Origin of the sequence: Nitrosomonas sp. (assembly GCF_019635155.1) — a bacterium.
Taxonomy (GTDB): Bacteria; Pseudomonadota; Gammaproteobacteria; order Burkholderiales; family Nitrosomonadaceae; genus Nitrosomonas.
Window position 1 is genome coordinate 1 of the sequence record NZ_JAHBZY010000011.1, and the last position, 15,762, is coordinate 15,762.

General features: G+C 44.8%; 17 protein-coding genes. 12 read left to right on the plus strand and 5 right to left on the minus strand.

What is annotated here, in order from left to right; translation table 11 throughout:
- From KF839_RS08875 to KF839_RS08895, 5 genes are all read left to right on the plus strand, one after another.
- Positions 1–2,368: S8 family peptidase (locus KF839_RS08875; RefSeq protein WP_292917478.1), on the plus strand; the 2,368-nt coding region annotated here is incomplete at its 5' end.
- A 13-nt stretch (positions 2,369–2,381) separates the two neighbouring features.
- Positions 2,382–4,088: a site-specific DNA-methyltransferase gene (locus KF839_RS08880; RefSeq protein WP_292917479.1), complete on the plus strand. Its 1,707-nt coding sequence runs from the start codon at positions 2,382–2,384 to the stop codon at positions 4,086–4,088.
- A gap of 94 nt (positions 4,089–4,182) precedes the next feature.
- Positions 4,183–4,308 (plus strand): hypothetical protein, encoded by a 126-nt coding sequence (locus KF839_RS08885; protein ID WP_292917480.1) that lies wholly within the window; start codon positions 4,183–4,185, stop codon positions 4,306–4,308.
- Positions 4,305–4,484: a hypothetical protein gene (locus tag KF839_RS08890; RefSeq protein WP_292917481.1), complete on the plus strand. Its 180-nt coding sequence runs from the start codon at positions 4,305–4,307 to the stop codon at positions 4,482–4,484. Before KF839_RS08885 ends, KF839_RS08890 begins: the two co-directional genes overlap by 4 nt.
- Positions 4,481–7,168 carry a DEAD/DEAH box helicase gene (locus KF839_RS08895; protein WP_292917482.1) on the plus strand — a complete coding sequence of 896 codons (2,688 nt, stop codon included), beginning with the start codon at positions 4,481–4,483 and terminating at the stop codon, positions 7,166–7,168. The genes KF839_RS08890 and KF839_RS08895 overlap by 4 nt, the downstream gene beginning before the upstream one ends.
- A gap of 32 nt (positions 7,169–7,200) precedes the next feature.
- On the opposite strand, the gene KF839_RS08900 is transcribed toward KF839_RS08895, so the two are convergent.
- The gene (locus KF839_RS08900; RefSeq protein ID WP_292917483.1) at positions 7,201–8,022 is read right to left on the minus strand and encodes an NYN domain-containing protein; all 822 of its coding nucleotides are present in this window, start codon (positions 8,020–8,022) and stop codon (positions 7,201–7,203) included.
- Positions 8,023–8,388: 366 nt separating this feature from the next.
- Between KF839_RS08900 and KF839_RS08905 the strand changes: the two genes are divergently transcribed.
- From KF839_RS08905 to KF839_RS08935, 7 genes are all read left to right on the plus strand, one after another.
- Positions 8,389–9,033, plus strand: coding sequence for a transcriptional regulator domain-containing protein (locus KF839_RS08905; protein ID WP_292917484.1), 645 nt, complete (start codon positions 8,389–8,391; stop codon positions 9,031–9,033).
- Between the two features lie 277 nt (positions 9,034–9,310).
- Positions 9,311–9,550, plus strand: coding sequence for a helix-turn-helix transcriptional regulator (locus KF839_RS08910; protein ID WP_292917485.1), 240 nt, complete (start codon positions 9,311–9,313; stop codon positions 9,548–9,550).
- A gap of 1 nt (position 9,551) precedes the next feature.
- Entirely contained in the window at positions 9,552–10,406 is an 855-nt protein-coding gene (locus KF839_RS08915; RefSeq protein WP_292917486.1) for a hypothetical protein, read from the plus strand.
- Positions 10,407–10,622: 216 nt separating this feature from the next.
- Positions 10,623–12,299 carry a DUF927 domain-containing protein gene (locus KF839_RS08920; protein ID WP_292917487.1) on the plus strand — a complete coding sequence of 559 codons (1,677 nt, stop codon included), beginning with the start codon at positions 10,623–10,625 and terminating at the stop codon, positions 12,297–12,299.
- 116 nt (positions 12,300–12,415) lie between these two features.
- The gene (locus tag KF839_RS08925) at positions 12,416–12,655 is read left to right on the plus strand and encodes a hypothetical protein (RefSeq protein WP_292917488.1); all 240 of its coding nucleotides are present in this window, start codon (positions 12,416–12,418) and stop codon (positions 12,653–12,655) included.
- A 39-nt stretch (positions 12,656–12,694) separates the two neighbouring features.
- A complete protein-coding gene (locus KF839_RS08930) occupies positions 12,695–12,985 on the plus strand; it encodes a hypothetical protein (RefSeq protein ID WP_292917489.1) in 291 nt (96 codons plus the stop codon).
- Positions 12,985–13,392 (plus strand): type II toxin-antitoxin system PemK/MazF family toxin, encoded by a 408-nt coding sequence (locus KF839_RS08935; RefSeq protein WP_292917490.1) that lies wholly within the window; start codon positions 12,985–12,987, stop codon positions 13,390–13,392. Before KF839_RS08930 ends, KF839_RS08935 begins: the two co-directional genes overlap by 1 nt.
- Positions 13,393–13,447: 55 nt before the next feature.
- On the opposite strand, the gene KF839_RS08940 is transcribed toward KF839_RS08935, so the two are convergent.
- The 4 genes from KF839_RS08940 to KF839_RS08955 form a co-directional block, all read right to left on the minus strand.
- Entirely contained in the window at positions 13,448–14,005 is a 558-nt protein-coding gene (locus KF839_RS08940) for a hypothetical protein (protein WP_292917491.1), read from the minus strand.
- Between the two features lie 26 nt (positions 14,006–14,031).
- Positions 14,032–14,952: a site-specific integrase gene (locus KF839_RS08945; RefSeq protein ID WP_292917492.1), complete on the minus strand. Its 921-nt coding sequence runs from the start codon at positions 14,950–14,952 to the stop codon at positions 14,032–14,034.
- A gap of 9 nt (positions 14,953–14,961) precedes the next feature.
- A complete protein-coding gene (locus KF839_RS08950; protein ID WP_292917493.1) occupies positions 14,962–15,177 on the minus strand; it encodes a hypothetical protein in 216 nt (71 codons plus the stop codon).
- A gap of 200 nt (positions 15,178–15,377) precedes the next feature.
- Complete coding sequence (locus tag KF839_RS08955) at positions 15,378–15,686, minus strand: hypothetical protein (protein ID WP_292917494.1); 309 nt, start codon at positions 15,684–15,686, stop codon at positions 15,378–15,380.
- Between the last annotated feature and the right edge of the window lie 76 nt (positions 15,687–15,762).

Genomic DNA, 15,762 nt, shown 5'->3' on the forward strand with positions numbered 1-15,762 from the left:
CTATGAGCATATTCGCATTGAGAAAGAGCCACTTATCAATGATCGACGCACAGCGAAGCAGAGAAGTATTAAAGGAATTGTTCGCCCTGATCCGGCAGCCCATGGACGATTTCTAGGTACAGCATTAAGTGAGGCAGCCCAAGTTGCCAAAGCGCAGCCAGGAGCAGAAGACGGAAATCTCGTTCTCAAATTGAGTTATTCCGGCAGCCTCGATCTCGGCAAGCTCAATAAGCATGGTGTCGAGTTCATCAGTCAGGAAGACAAAACTGTTTGCATTGTCTTCACATCAGAACAAGGCTTGGCTGAATTTGCCGATCATCTTGCCCGATTGGGTCTTCCTGAAGGTCAGGATCTAAGCTATCAGAATTTGTTGCTCGCTCTTGATGGCATCGGCAATTGGCGTCGAGAAGACAGGGAAAGCTGGGCGATCAAACATTTTGGCATTCCTGATTCGGCCACGTTCAAGCTAGATGTTGAGCTATGGCCGTTGGGTGGTGTGCATAGCCCGGAGCGGACATCAACCGTGCATCGGTTTGAAGAATGGATCAAAACTCATGGTATTCATCAGATAGACCGGATTAACCGGGATAGCCTTTTATTGTATCGGCTTGATGTAACGAAAGAACAAGTCGCGCATCTTTTGGAACATAGAGATGTTCGTTTGGTGGACTTGCCGCCACGCACGGGAATTACCTACCAGCAAATGGATGTACTTGTTACGCCTCATATTGATGGGATCAGTGCACCTCCATCGGGTGCAGCAAAAGTATGTATCCTCGACAGCGGCATCAACAGCAATCACCCTTTGCTGCGAGCAGCATTCGGTGAGGCCGAAAGTTACATAGCAGGCCAAGACGCTGAAGACGACGTCGGGCACGGTACTGCCGTGGCTGGGATTGCCTTGTACGGAAATATCGAGGAATGCCTTGCCGCAAATCAATGGAAGCCTGAGCTAGTACTGTGCAGTGGTAAGATTATGACCAAAGCTGTCGGCACAAACGAGGCGGTATTTGATGAGAAAACCATCGAGCAGACCATCGAAAAGGCTGTCGAGTATTTCGCGGGAGAGTTAGGATGCAGGATTTTTAATCTTTCCCTTGGAAACGAGAACGTTCCCTATGATGGTCGACATATTCGTGGGATTGCCTATACGCTAGACAGACTTGCGCGGGAATATGACATTCTGTTCGTGGTTTCGGCTGGTAACTTTCGCGGTACCGAAACGATACCCAAGTCGGATTGGCGGGCAGAGTATCCAGAATACCTGTTAGCCCCGGAGTCTTTCATTATTGATCCGGCACCAGCATTGAATGTGCTGACCATCGGCGCGTTGGCAAACCACACCGCAAATTTGGACGAACAGAGATACGGAGACAGGGATATCAATGCGTTAAGCCCAGCATCGGAAGATCAGCCCGCCCCATTTACACGCCACGGCCCTTCTATCAAGGGCGCAATCAAACCAGACCTGGTTGCGCATGGGGGGAACTTGGCATCACCGATGCGGCATGAAGGGCAGCAGATTCACAAAGATAATCGTCGCCTTGGCGTTCTGGTTCCGAATCATAACTTCATCGGTTCTACTCTGCTCAAAGACATTTCCGGCACGAGCTTTTCTGCACCCTATGTCACTCATTTGGCAGGGCGCGTGCTCAACAGTTTTCCACGCGCATCGGCAAACCTGCTGAGGGCATTGCTGGTCAATCACGCCGATGTTCCATCCGCTTGTATTTCTGCTTTCCCCAAACAGATGCAAGAACATATGCGCCATATTGTGGGCTACGGCAAGGTCAATACCGACACGCTGTTTCGCTCTACAGATGACAAGGTAGTACTCCTTACCGAATCAGCCATCGAGAACGACAGCCATCAGTTTTACGAACTGCCATTGCCTGATGAGTTTTTGCGCAGCAACCGCGCTACACGCCAGATCAGGGTGACACTGGCTTATTGTCCACCCGTAAAAACCACGCGCATGGAATATGTAGCGACCAAAATAAGCTATCGCTTGGTCAAAGGGAACTCCCTGGATGAGGTGCAGCGGCATTTTAATCAAGCATTGAAAAAGGAAGAAGACACCAGCGGCGATTCCGCAGCAAGCAATCGGATTATTACGTCACAAGAACGAGAACGATGCACGGTACAGTCCTCAATCTGGACATTGAAACAGCTATCACCAAAGCAGAAATGGTTCGTCGTGGTTACACGCCAGGACAAAGAGTGGGGACGCGCAATTTGTCTGGATGAAGAAAACTACGCCCTGGTGGTCTCGGTCAGCGACCGCGAAAATCTTGAGGCTCGTCTGTACACTCAAATTCAAGCGCGTGTTCGTGTACAGGTGCAGGCTAGAGTGCGTCTTGGCGTTTGATTGAAAGAACTTTATGCAGAAAAAACAAAAACTCGAACTCACCTGGGTCGGCAAGGAGAACCGGCCTAAGCTGGAGCCGCGCATTCTGCTGGAAGGTCCGGAGAAGTCGTATCACGCAAAACATCGGATTACAGATCATGACATCTTTGATAATCGTCTGATCTTTGGTGACAATTTGCTGGCGTTGAAGGCGCTAGAGCAGGAATTCTCGAGTAAAGTGAAGTGCGTTTACATAGACCCGCCATTTAATACGCAGCAGGCATTTGAGCACTATGATGATGGCATTGAGCATTCTTTGTGGCTCGGCCTGGTTCGAGATCGGCTTCAAATAATCTGGAGGCTGATGACGGACGATGGAACTCTCTTTGTTCACATTGACGATAACGAACTCGGTTATTTAATTGTTCTGTTAGATGAAATATTTGAGCGGACAAATCGAGTGTCCATAGTTACCTTCAAACAAGGTTCTGCTACTGGGCATAAATCAATCAATCCAGGCGTAGTCAGCACTTCAAACTTTTTGTTGATCTATGCAAAGAAAAAAAGTGCTTGGATGCCAAGTCGTCTATATACAGCTAGAGCCGAACGAGATAAACGATATGGACAGTTTATCGAAAATTTTGATAAACCTTATGAGGGCTGGCGTTTTATTACGCTGACACAGGCTTTTGCTCGTGATCTCAAGCTCCCCGAGAAGGGACTCAAAAAAGTCATTGGCGATGAGTACGAAGAGAAGCTCTCAGAGTTTATTTTAAGAAATGCACAGAGGGTTATTCGTCAGGCAAGACCTGACTATTCTGCCGTAAGCGAAGCTGCTCGGAAAATGATTGATGAGTCCAAGAGTAAACCAGATCAGGTATTTAAACTGATGAGAGAAGGCTATTCTGATATGTTCTTCGTAAACGGAGAACGTATTCTTTTTTATGCAGAAAAGTTGAAGATTGTTGATGGTGAATATGTTGCAGGAGAGCCACTCACGAGCATTTGGGATGACGTGCTTTCGAATAATCTACACAATGAAGGCGGAGTGGAATTTCCTAAAGGTAAGAAACCAGAAGCTTTAATCAAAAGATGCTTGGAATTGGCCACCAAACCTGGCGACTTGGTGCTCGATTCGTTCGCAGGTTCCGGCACCACTGGTGCAGTTGCGCAAAAGATGAATCGCCGCTGGATTATGGTGGAATTGGGTGAACATTGCCACACACACATCATCCCGCGCTTGCAAAAAGTAATTGATGGTGAAGACCAAGGTGGCATCAGCAAGACAGTGAATTGGCAAGGTGGCGGTGGTTTTCGTTATTACAAACTCGCACCTAGCCTGTTGCAGCAGGATGCTTATGGGCAGTGGGTTATTAACAAAGAATACAACGCCGAGATGCTGGCGCAAGCCTTATGCAAGCTGGAAGGATTCACCTATGCGCCTTCTGAAGTGCATTACTGGATGCACGGACATTCCACCGAACGAGATTTTATCTACGTCACCACAGCAAATCTGAATCACGAGCAATTGCAGCAGCTTTCCGACGAAGTGGGGGCGGAACGAAGTTTATTGGTATTGTGTACTGCTTTCCGTGGCCGGGGTGATTATCCGAATCTCACCGTAAAGAAAATCCCTAAGCAGGTGCTATCGCGCTGTGAATGGGGGCATGATGATTATTCGCTGCAGGTGGAGAATCTGCCGAAAGCTCCAGTTAAACCCGGACAACAGGGGCTGTTTTGAAACAAAACATTAATTACCTGAAAGCACAAGCGGTAAGCCGCGTGGATTGCTGCCGAATTTTGGTAATAGAAGCCTCGAACAGAAGCGCTTGGTTTTGGATCTGCGAAATCTGCGGATGAAAGAATTTGAGCAGATTTATCGTGATGAAGTGGATGCTTGGGCGTTGTATGACAATGCAGGCGATGAGCCGGTGCTGATTAATTGGGGAGAAAAAGCATGAACCAAAAAAGTATTAAACTGGCAAAAGATCCGGATTTAGCGGGTTCTTTGGTTGCAATTCGCCGTGCTGCACAGCGGGCGAGACAATTGGCGGCCAACACAAACACTGAACTCGTCGTCTTGCGCGATGGTAAGTGTGTGCATATAAAGCCAAGCGGAGAACCAAAGCCGCGATGAATCGTCATGTCAACGCCATTGCCGGAAGGCTCAGCTTGCGTGCACCGCAGCGCCGTTCGTTAGAAATTCTGGATCGGATCACGGAGATTGCTCCGCCAAGAAAAGATAGTAATCTAATTGCGACATTGGAGATTATTCGCAGTGAATTTCCATCCGTCACAGATTTCGAACGCGAGTTTCCGTCATTGTGCTTTGCACTGGCGACAGGTGTCGGTAAAACCCGATTGATGGGCGCATTCATCAGTTATCTGCATTTGGCGCATGGCATCAACAATTTCTTTGTGCTGGCACCGAATTTGACGATCTACAATAAACTGATCACGGATTTCAGTGACCGCACGCATCCTAAATATGTATTCAAGGGTATCTCGGAATTTGCCATTGATACACCAGCCATTATCACGGGTGACAATTACAATCAGCATGATCCTGTCAGTGGCACGTTATTTGGCGGTATACGCATCAATATTTTCAATATCTCTAAAATCAATTCCGAGGTGCGGGGTGGCAAAGCTCCGCGCATCAAGCGATTATCTGAGTATATCGGCGAAAGCTATTTCGACTATCTGGCCGGACTACCCGACTTGGTGCTTTTGATGGATGAATCGCATCGCTACCGTGCCAGCGCAGGAATCAAAGCGATCAACGAGTTAAAACCAATTCTTGGTTTGGAGTTGACGGCTACCCCTTTCGTAGAAGGAACTCGAGGTGCGGTGCCATTTAAGAATGTCATTCTTGATTACCCATTGGGAAAGGCGATGGAAGATGGTTTTGTAAAAGAACCCGCCGTGGTGACGCGCAAGAATTTCAATCCGACAGGTATGTCGCCAGAAGAAATCGAACGCATGAAACTGGAAGATGGGATGCGCCTGCACGAGAGCGTAAAAGTCGAGTTGGAAACTTATGCCAGAGAAACCAGCAATCCTATCGTTAAGCCATTCCTGCTGGTGATTGCCCGAGATACGACTCATGCTGGGCAGTTATTGGCGTTGATCCAATCCGATGGTTTCTTCGAAGGACGCTACAAAGACAAGGTCATTCAGGTTGATTCAAGCCGAACCGGTGCGGATGAAGAAGAAATGATCGAGCGGCTATTGAAGGTGGAGCACACTGAAGAGCCAACTGAGATCGTCATTCACGTCAATATGCTGAAAGAAGGTTGGGACGTAACCAATCTCTATACTATTGTGCCGTTGCGTGCTGCCAATGCACGTACCCTGATTGAACAATCCATTGGTCGTGGTTTGCGTTTGCCTTATGGTAAGCGTACAGGTGTAACGGCGGTTGATAGGCTAAATATTGTGGCACATGATAAGTTTCAGGAAATAATCGACGAAGCAAACCGACCCGATTCCGCCATTCATCTAAAGGCAGTGGTACTGGATAATGATGAACTCGATCAAAAGACAGCAACTATTGTTTCTCAATCCCAAGTAGCTACCCAATTAGGAATAAAGCCAGCAGATGCAACTGCCCGCACACAAATTGCGGGGCAAGATGTGCAGCCTTTTTTCACCAAGCCAGAAGAACAAAATGTAGCGCAGATTGCTTATGAGATCATCCGCAAGATGGAGAATCAACCGAAGGCTGTGCCCACATTGGCGCACTTAAAAAACCCAGAAGTTCAGGCTGCTATCGTCAAGGCAGTGCAAGAACAACATCGCCCCATACAACTGGAATTGGAAGGAGTGACAGAACTACCGGATTTTGCAGCCGTTGTGGCTAAAACGGTGGAGTTTGTGAACCAACAATCAATTCAAATTCCACGCATACTAATCGTACCCAAGGGAGAAGTGAAAGCTGGTTTTAGACCGTTCACTCTAAAACTGGATACATTGAAATACCCCGCGGTGTCCGATGAATTATGGATACAGCACCTGCGTACCAGTCAGCGAGATGAAGTGACTTTAGGCGCTGGCGGTATTGAAGAAAAGCGGATAGAAGATTATGTCGTCAGCGGCCTGATGGATTTTGATGATGTTTCTTACGATGATCAAGCAGACTTGTTGTATGACTTGGCTGCGCAGACCGTTAAGCATTTTTGCAATTATCTGTCGGAAGATGAGGCGCGTAAGGTTTTACGCTGTTATCAACGCGATATTGCACGCTTTATCCATGCACAAATGCAAGATCATAGTTGGGAAGAGGCAGTTGATTACGAAGTGGTTGTAAGTAAAGGATATGTGGAACTTAAACCTAGTGCCTACACCTATTCGATCAATGATCCAGTTGCGGATTATCGAATCTCGCCTGATGACAAAAGCAATATGTCAAAGTACGTTTTCGGCGGTTTTACACGTTGTCTGTATCCAATTCAGAAGTTTGCTTCAGATGCAGAGCGTGTGTTGGCAGTCATTCTTGACCGCGATGCTATCAAGTGGTTTAAACCGGCAAAGGGACAATTCCAGATTTTCTACAAGCAAGGAGCTGATCATCCTGAATATCAGCCGGATTTTGTTGCTGAGACAAATAACGCGATTTTCATGCTAGAACCCAAGGCCAGCAATCAAATGACCGATCAGATCGTTATAGCCAAGATGGAAGCTGCCATCAAGTGGTGCAAGAACGCTTCTGACTACGCCATGGCCAATGGCGGCAAACCTTGGCGCTATGTTTTGATCCCGCATAACGCAATTGCACAAAACATGACACTTGAAGGATTAGCGCAACAATACAGCGCATAACCCATAGAATTTAATGTAGAAAGAAACCGGAATTAAGTGGGTGCTAGTATTCTGGCACGAAGATACAGAACTTTCTGATTCGATCCCGATGCTTGCCGTTCTTCTGTTATGAATAGATCTGTCTTGGCTTTGACGAGATCAGAAAGTTTCTTGTAGCCATATAGCCTCGAATCAAAGTCGGGTTGCAATTTGGTCAGGTAACTACCAAAAGCACCAAGACCTGCCCATCCAGTATCGTCAACCGACTGCTCAAGTGCTGTCAGGACAAACTCTTTGGGAAATTGAATTTTTTGCTCAATTACCTTAGTAGAAATCTGAACGGGGGAAGACTCCTTTTTAGTTTTAACCTCTGAAGGCAGTTCGACCGATTCGCTTGCTGTACTTGGACGCAGAATTTCAGTAAACACAAACTTGTGGCAGGCATTGCGGAAAGCATCAGGTGTTTTCTTTTCGCCAAATCCAAGAACTGTAAGCCCTTCTTCACGCAGCCTCACGGCTAGGCCAGTAAAATCACTGTCACTTGTAATCAAACAGAATCCATCAAACTTACGCGTATAGAGCAAATCCATCGCATCAATAATCAAAGCGCTATCCGTAGCATTCTTGCCGGTGGTATAGGCGAACTGTTGAACTGGCTTGATCGCATATTTTTGCAGCACTTTCTTCCAGGATGAGCTAGCAGTGGCAGTGAAATCACCATATATGCGCCTCACAGTAGCTTCCCCAAATCTCGCGATTTCGGCTAGAAGACCTTCAATGACGGCTGCCTGAGCATTATCAGCATCAATTAAAACTGCCAATCGAAGAGTCGGCTCTTCAGATTCAATCTTTGCAACTAGTCGTGGGGATACCAAGATAATTCCATTTTCTGAAAGTTAATAATCTGTCCAGCAACAATACGGCTATGCGATATGAACCTTGAGGTGATAACCGTTTGCTAAGCAAAATAATTCCAGAAATATCGGGCATCTTCAACTAGCGATAAAATAAATTATCGCTGGTTAAGAGTTGATCAATGCAAGGAAATGAATGATTCTCCGTATGTCTAATATTTATCCATAATCCAAACGGTCATTCATAGCTGATTATCCAACCCCTCTAAGAAATCTATACAGAAATGACCTGTGTCTGTTTCACTTTAAATCCTTCTAAAGTCTGATAAATAAAATACCGTATTTTTAAATTAACCTAATTTATAAATTTTACATTCAAGTTCAGATATGAAAAAAGAAAGAAAATGGCCTGGATATGACTGGAAGACTGCGAAATTCTATGATCTTAGTAGTAAAAAACCACACCATATAGCTTGGGAATTCCTTCGAAGAAACAGCGAATATCTAAGGAATTATGAAATTTATAAAAAAACAGAAATTGTCCCACTGATTCCAAATGGTAACCCTAATGCTCTGGATATGCGAGAGTACTTTGGAATTCATTCTAGTTCCCAGATTACAGATCCTTTTCAATCTACCCCTCCTGTTTTTGAGGACGAGGAGCAAATATATCCAACAATATTTACTAGAAAGCCTTCTCAACGATTAGAAAAAAATGAAATATGTGCTTATTTTTCCTTTGATCACGATATAGATATGCAGCTTAAAGTAATCGGAAATTTACTAAAAGATAAACAGACGAAGATATATGGTGATATTAGGGGTAGAGAGAAACCATTTGATGTTTATTTGCGAATTCTTGATGCGGATCAGGATCCATCGAAACCAACCGATCAAACTATTTTAGACACTATATTCGGTGATCAAACAAAAGAACTCAAAGAAATAAGTAGATACAGAACACAAGCTGAAGGATTTTGTGATGGCGGTTATAGAAATATTATAAATAATAAAATTGCAAAAGATATATAACAATAAATCTGCATATTAATTGTTGATGCAATATTTTTCATCCAATGTATTAACTACAAATCTAAATTCCTCCAACTATTAGTGACTTTCCTGATTTCTATGGAAATCAAACTAATTTCCCTTCGCAAAGAATAGTAAACCGCGCTATTAATTCGACCCATTGCCATATCGGTTATTAAAAGTCAATACAAATTAAGAGTAACGCCTTAATTCGCATGTCCACTTGACTTCAGCAAGATCACACTCCTGCTTGTTACGACAACAAAAGGAGAACCATATGGGTAACAAACAGAATGAAGATCAGGAAACAAACAATAAGCCGCAGCTGGCTCGCTTAAAAGAAACAATTCAGATAACAAATTTCTCCCGCAGCAGTATCTATAGGGGAATAGCCGACGGCACCTTCCCGGCTCCCGTCCGCATCGGAAAACGCGCCATCGCTTTCAAGCTAAGCGAGCTGGAAAAGTGGGTTGAATCTCGCCCCAGAGTGCAACTAAACAGCAAGGGGGACAAATAAGATGGCCTTTCCCTTCACGCCAAACAAACAAAGCAAAAGCCGCCATTTCTACGATATTAGAACTGATCTGCCGAATTTTGAAACCTTAGAAGATGCAAAAAAAGAATCACAGATCAGGCAGAAAGCGCTAATCAAAGGAGGATATCACGATCTAGCCGAGAAACTAGCTGACTGCGCTCAGGATTACCGTTGCGAAAGCCCCGCCTGCCCCCGGTGTGTACGTCACAACCGCCGGGGTTTCTACGACGCAGCGGCCGCGCTTTCTAAACAGCACGACAGAGCTAACCAACGCACAGTTACGCTGATTTACTACTCAGAAGCCATGACAAATGAGGAACTAGAAAGCTTCGACCCCAACCGGCTAACAGAAAGGGTACGCAAACAGTTAACCCGTAGCGGCTTCCAGAACCCAGTTATCGGCGGCCTTGAACTTGATTACCACGAGGATATTGATCTATGGATTCCCCATTTCCATTTACTTGTAACGAACGACATTGAACCCCTGGAAATATTAAGGGAAAAGTATTTTAGAAAGGAAAAACGCCCGACTTCTAAAGGTACACATACCACCCCCACGAGTAGACCCATGATGGTACAGAGGTTGAAACGTCCGCCTAAGCAACTCAGCTATCTATGCAAACAGAGATGGCAATCTATTAGTGCATACATAGCCATAGTAACGGGTAAACGTAGAACCGATAAACATAGACTAGAAACGTATAAATTCATCCTATCACTCATTGTATTGGATAGTTATACCTTTAGTGATCTGATGATTTTATACAAAGTTAGAGTTGTTAATAACGAGTTCAAAGTATCCCCTTCTGTCTATGAGTTAAAAGGTAAAAACCCCTAAAGGTTACTGATAACCCCTTGTTTGAGCTAACGGGAGGGTGAGTTACGGAGGGATGATTGACAACACTACTCAGCCAAAAACACATTAATTTCAATGTGTAATTAAATCTGCATGCATTCAATAAATAACTGATCTGCTGATCTGGTGTTCCACAGATCGGCGGATCACCGGATCAGATAAATATTTAACCCAATACATTTTAAAGGAATACACACCATGGATATAAAAGTTTTATGTGACGTAAAAAGACAAAACAATTTACCAGGATCATTTAAAGCAATCGAATTTGTTGACAAATTTGGTGACAGAAAAATCGATTTGTTTCCCACTAAGCTGTTGCTAAACATCAAAGCATCAAAAGAATGGCTTATTGATCGTCATTTCGAATTACCTGCTGATAAAAATTGGAATGATATTATTAAATTGCTTGAACAGAAAACAGATAAAACAGGAGAAATCGTTGATCGAATCGGTTTTCATGGAACAAGCTATCTTCTTCCCAATGGCAAAATAATAGGACCGCAGAAAAAGCATACACTATTCTTAGATCCCGAACATGCCGCTCATTTGCCGCATTATGGCGTAAGTGGTACGTTGCAGGATTGGAAAGAAAATGTGGCACCTGCAGCTCAGCATAGTCCTTGTATTATGCTAGCCATAGGTAACGCATTATCTGGATACTTATTATATTTTGTGAATGCTGAGAGTGGTGGATTCAATCTTTTTGGCAAAAGCTCAATTGGAAAAACGACCACTGAGAAGGTGGCGATTTCCATTTCAGGTCCGCGCTCGAATTTGCGATCATGGAACTTCACTGAAGCAGGAGCCGAAGATCTTGCGTATGGCCACAATGATAGCCACTTAGCTCTAGATGAGTTAAAAACATTGGATCCCGATTCCAAGAAAGCCCATCAGAAAGCATCTGCATTCACTCACGTAATAAGCTCAGGAAAGGGAAAAAGCAGATCCAAAAAGTATGACCCTAATCTGAAAAACTGGAGAGTTGTCCTGCTTAGCACGGGAGAACTTAGTCTGGCTGAATTTGCAGAGAAAGGCGGTAGCATTCGAATGAAAGGTGAGGAAGTTCGCATCATTGATATTCCTGCCGATGCTGGTGAAGGTTTGGGTATATTTAAAACAATACCTGATGGATATACTGATGCCAGTAGTTATGTGAAATTCCTAGATGAAGCGACCCAAAAATATTACGGGACACCGCAGATCGAATTTCTCGAGAAGCTAGTTGCTGATCATAATGCACAAGATGCAGAGAGAACGGTTAGTGATTGCATTAAATGCTACATGAGTGAGTTTAATAATAAGCTCAATATTGATTCAACAGAGGGAACAACAAACCGGTTTGGCGACCGTTTTGCACTTGCATATGCTGCATTATGCATGGCGGTTGAGTATGAAGTATTGCCATTTAACAATAAGCAGATATTCAACAGAATCTCCCGCTGTTATAAAGCAGCTCTGGGTATAAGACCCAAAACACTCGAGGAGCGACTGAATATATGTGACAGAAGGTTTGTCAAATACTTGAAAGAGAATGAGTTTCCAGCGCTAAGATCGAAAGAATCTTGGACTAGAGATGAAATTGAACAGATTGATGGTTTTACGTTAACTATAAAAGGCACCAAAGTTATTGCTTTAAAACCGAAGACTATGATGTCGCAGGTATCAAAATCTCTCTACAAGGAATTGCTTAAACATTATCAATCAAAGGGATATTTGTTACCCGATTCAAAAATGACTACCAGTACTCGACAAATCTCTTTGAAAGGCAATAAAATCGGTCGCTATCATTGTTTTGTTTTTCCAAGAAAAACGGAGAATATTGAGGCCGCTAAAAAATGTATCGCGGAGTTCAATGAAAATCCAAGCAACTGATTTATAGCACAACAGCGGGTAATTACATAGATTGTATTGCCCGCTGTTATTTTGTCGATTACCTGCCTATACCAATTGCAGTTATCTCACCGTCAGCAACAAAATTCGTATATCTGTTGAAAAATATCGTTCTATTCCTGTTAGTTTCAATTCTGGCGGCAATTTCTGGTTGTGCGGTAGAAAAGCGGGTTGCGCCGATTCAGCACGAATCAACTGCCGCCCCTGCTCAAATCAGCCCCTACAATCGCAAAGATTGGCCGCATTGGATAGATGCCGATGGGGATTGTCAGAACACACGGCAGGAAATGTTGATCGCTACCAGTCGGGTGCCGGTTAAATCATTGACTTTTTCTTGATAGGTAGATATCTTATTGATATCTACCAACCAGAGGCTTATGATGCCAGAAAAAAACATTTCACCACAAATCCCATTTCGATATCGCAACTTTGACAGTCCAACCGGCGTTACTCGTGAAACAGCTAAAAAGCTTGCCGAACGTCTGGGTGTAGATGAAACCCAAGTGATTCACTTGGCGCTGCATGAACTTGCCGTGAAGATCCTTCCTCAGTACGAGCAAGACGATGGCCCTCTTAGTGCTGCACAAGTGCGTCAAATCAAAAAATTGGCACCTTCGGTAAAAAAGAAGTCTGTGCGTTCCAGTTTGCTTGAACCCGAGAACATTTAATGGTTCGATGGTGGCCAGAACCAGCGGCTGGGGATATCGTATGGTGTCATTTCCCGGACAATATCAATCCGCGTCCCAAACCTAGACCCGCTTTAATTCTTGTGGTCTTTGATGACGATGCACCAGAATTCACGGTTCGTGTTGCATATGGCACCAGTCAACGTACAACCAAGCTCTATAGAGGTGAGTTCGCAATTCTTCGTGATAAGAATCTGGCAGCCTATGAAGAAGCCAATTTAAGTTACGATACGAAGTTCAACTTAAGACAAGTTCTTGAATTGCCATTTTCGACAGAATGGTTCTCGGTACCGCCCACAGCACCACATGGGCAGATTCCAAAATTGGGTACATTGCACCCGTCAATGGTTCGTGCCGTACAGGCCGCTTTTAGGGCCGCATCTGAATAGCATAAATCCTAGAACCCCCGATCTGTCAGGATGATGCCATGAACTTCTCTTTTGTCTATTTTTCTTCGACCGACAACAAATAAGTCAAAGTCGGCCACAAGGTATACAACTCCCGGCTTTCTGTTTCAATGGTGCAGCGATCCCGGGCAATCCGCCGGATACCCGATGAGTCGGATAGAATCAGCGCATTGGGCGTAATTTTTCTGACGCAAGTCCAATGCTTGATACGACCGCTCAGGCTGATAATGACAGTCGAGTCCGGTTGGCTTAGGTGTTCAGTCAGTTTTTCCCAGTATTGATCCAGTGTCACGTCGTCGGTATCGAATGCGATTTGTTTGCGCAGTTTGCGATTCTGGTACTTTTTGACGGATTTGATGGCGATATCAATGAAACCGCCTTTGGCGTCAATATCACTAAAGCCCCAAATCAGCGCATCTTCCAGTAGATCATGCTTAGCTAAATATCCAATCAGGTTTTTATATAAAACTCTTCGTTGGCTGGCTTTGTGTTTCAGTTTGGGATCATAGTGAAATTTACCAATGACGATCTCGGTTGCATTCATCACTGAATACACGCCACACAATCCATCAATACTACCTTGCCGGATGGGCATAATACTTTCCTCATCATCCATACCGGCTACCAAATTTGGCTGACCGCATTATTCACAAACAACTGACTGTCACGGATATAGCGCTGTAACATCAGATCAGACTTATGCGCAGTTTGCTGGCGGATTTTCCAGGAACTGACCCCGGCTTGTGCTGCACTGGTAACCAGTCCCGCCCGTAGACTATGGCCTGAATATTGTTCCGGATTCAAACCGGCCTCACACGCGCGCTGTTTGACGATCAAAGCCACCGATGCCGCACATAATCCATAGTCAGTGACTTGATCGAAACGGTTCATGCGGCGAAACAATGCGCCGGTTTTGATGCCTGATTTTTCTAGCCACGTCTTTAATGCACGTACCGGGCAATGACGGCCTTTGATAAAAGGGATCGCCACTTTTCGTCCAACCCCATTTTGATCAGTCTTGCTGCGCCGGACATGGATCAGTACGCCTTCCGTTACAAATCGCACATCTTCCACCTGTAACGCCACCAATTCAGAACGGCGGAATGCACCGGCAAAGCCGATCAGCAGTAATGCCTTGTCACGGATGCCGATTAACCCACTCAGTCTCTTTGTGATCTTCATCAGATCAGCTTTTAGCAAGGGCATGACTTGCCGTTGCTTGCAACCGTTGATGCGACGGATACCGCGCAAAGTATCAGTTACCAATGCCGAGCGAGTTGGCGATTTCAGTCCTTTATCTTTATGAGCATGGTTGATGGCCACCACACGCCGGTTCAATGTCGCCAATGACAATGTATTGGCATGAACGGCCAGATAGGATGCGACGCATCGCGGTGTTGCCGGAATTTTGCCGCCGCTTTTCAGGAAATGGGCAATATCGTATTGGTAAGCCAGTTGGGTATTCTTGGCCCGTGTTGCGGCCAGATATTCGTTTACCTTTTTGCGAGTGTGATTACCTGAGAGCATTAGTTTATTTTTCATCGCACACTCCTAGCGGACATCGACGTAGCGCATACAGACGTTCAATAAATGCTCATAATCGCTGGCTGTGGCTTCACGCATGAATTCTTCAGCCAATTCCGGGCGATTGCTATTCAGGATGCCACGCCGTACTTGCCCCAGAATAAAAAAGGCATTGCCGTCTTTGCCGGTTAATTCCACTACGGCATCGGTTAACGGCGTAACCGGTTTCTCAATCAATTTCATAAATAACTCCTAAGTAATTGATAACAGAATCATCACGGTCGTCATAATGATCAGTTATCGTAAGTTGAACACAAATAAAAAAGCCCGCCAGCATTGGGTTTGCGGGCAGGCAAGTCGTTGGGTGTTTTCATTTATTTTGCTCCCATAACACCCGAAAAGAGCTTGTTGTCGATCCGAAAGCTAGAACATAGAAAACCGTTTCAATATTCCTCGGGTAACAGCAAAGTGGTGACACTGCGATCCGCTTCGGTAATGATCCATAAATTCTGATCATCGCTAATGGCGTAACTCGATAGGATGCGCCAGCCGTTTTCAATCGAACGCAGGTTTTCTTCTGCATCACAGGGTGGCACATTGCCCCAATCACCGGATTGATGACGTTTAATTAGATCAGCCGCATTGATGGCATACTGATCCAGTAGCGCCAATGCGCCGGGCGTTGCGACGATCTGGCCTAATGGAAACAGCGCAATAGATCGCTGCTCCCTTGTTGATTTGGGATTACACATTTCTTTTCTCCTTTTTAGGGCGAGCAAAAGCTGACGGGCACAAAAATGTGCCAATCCTGATTGCTACGTTTAAATG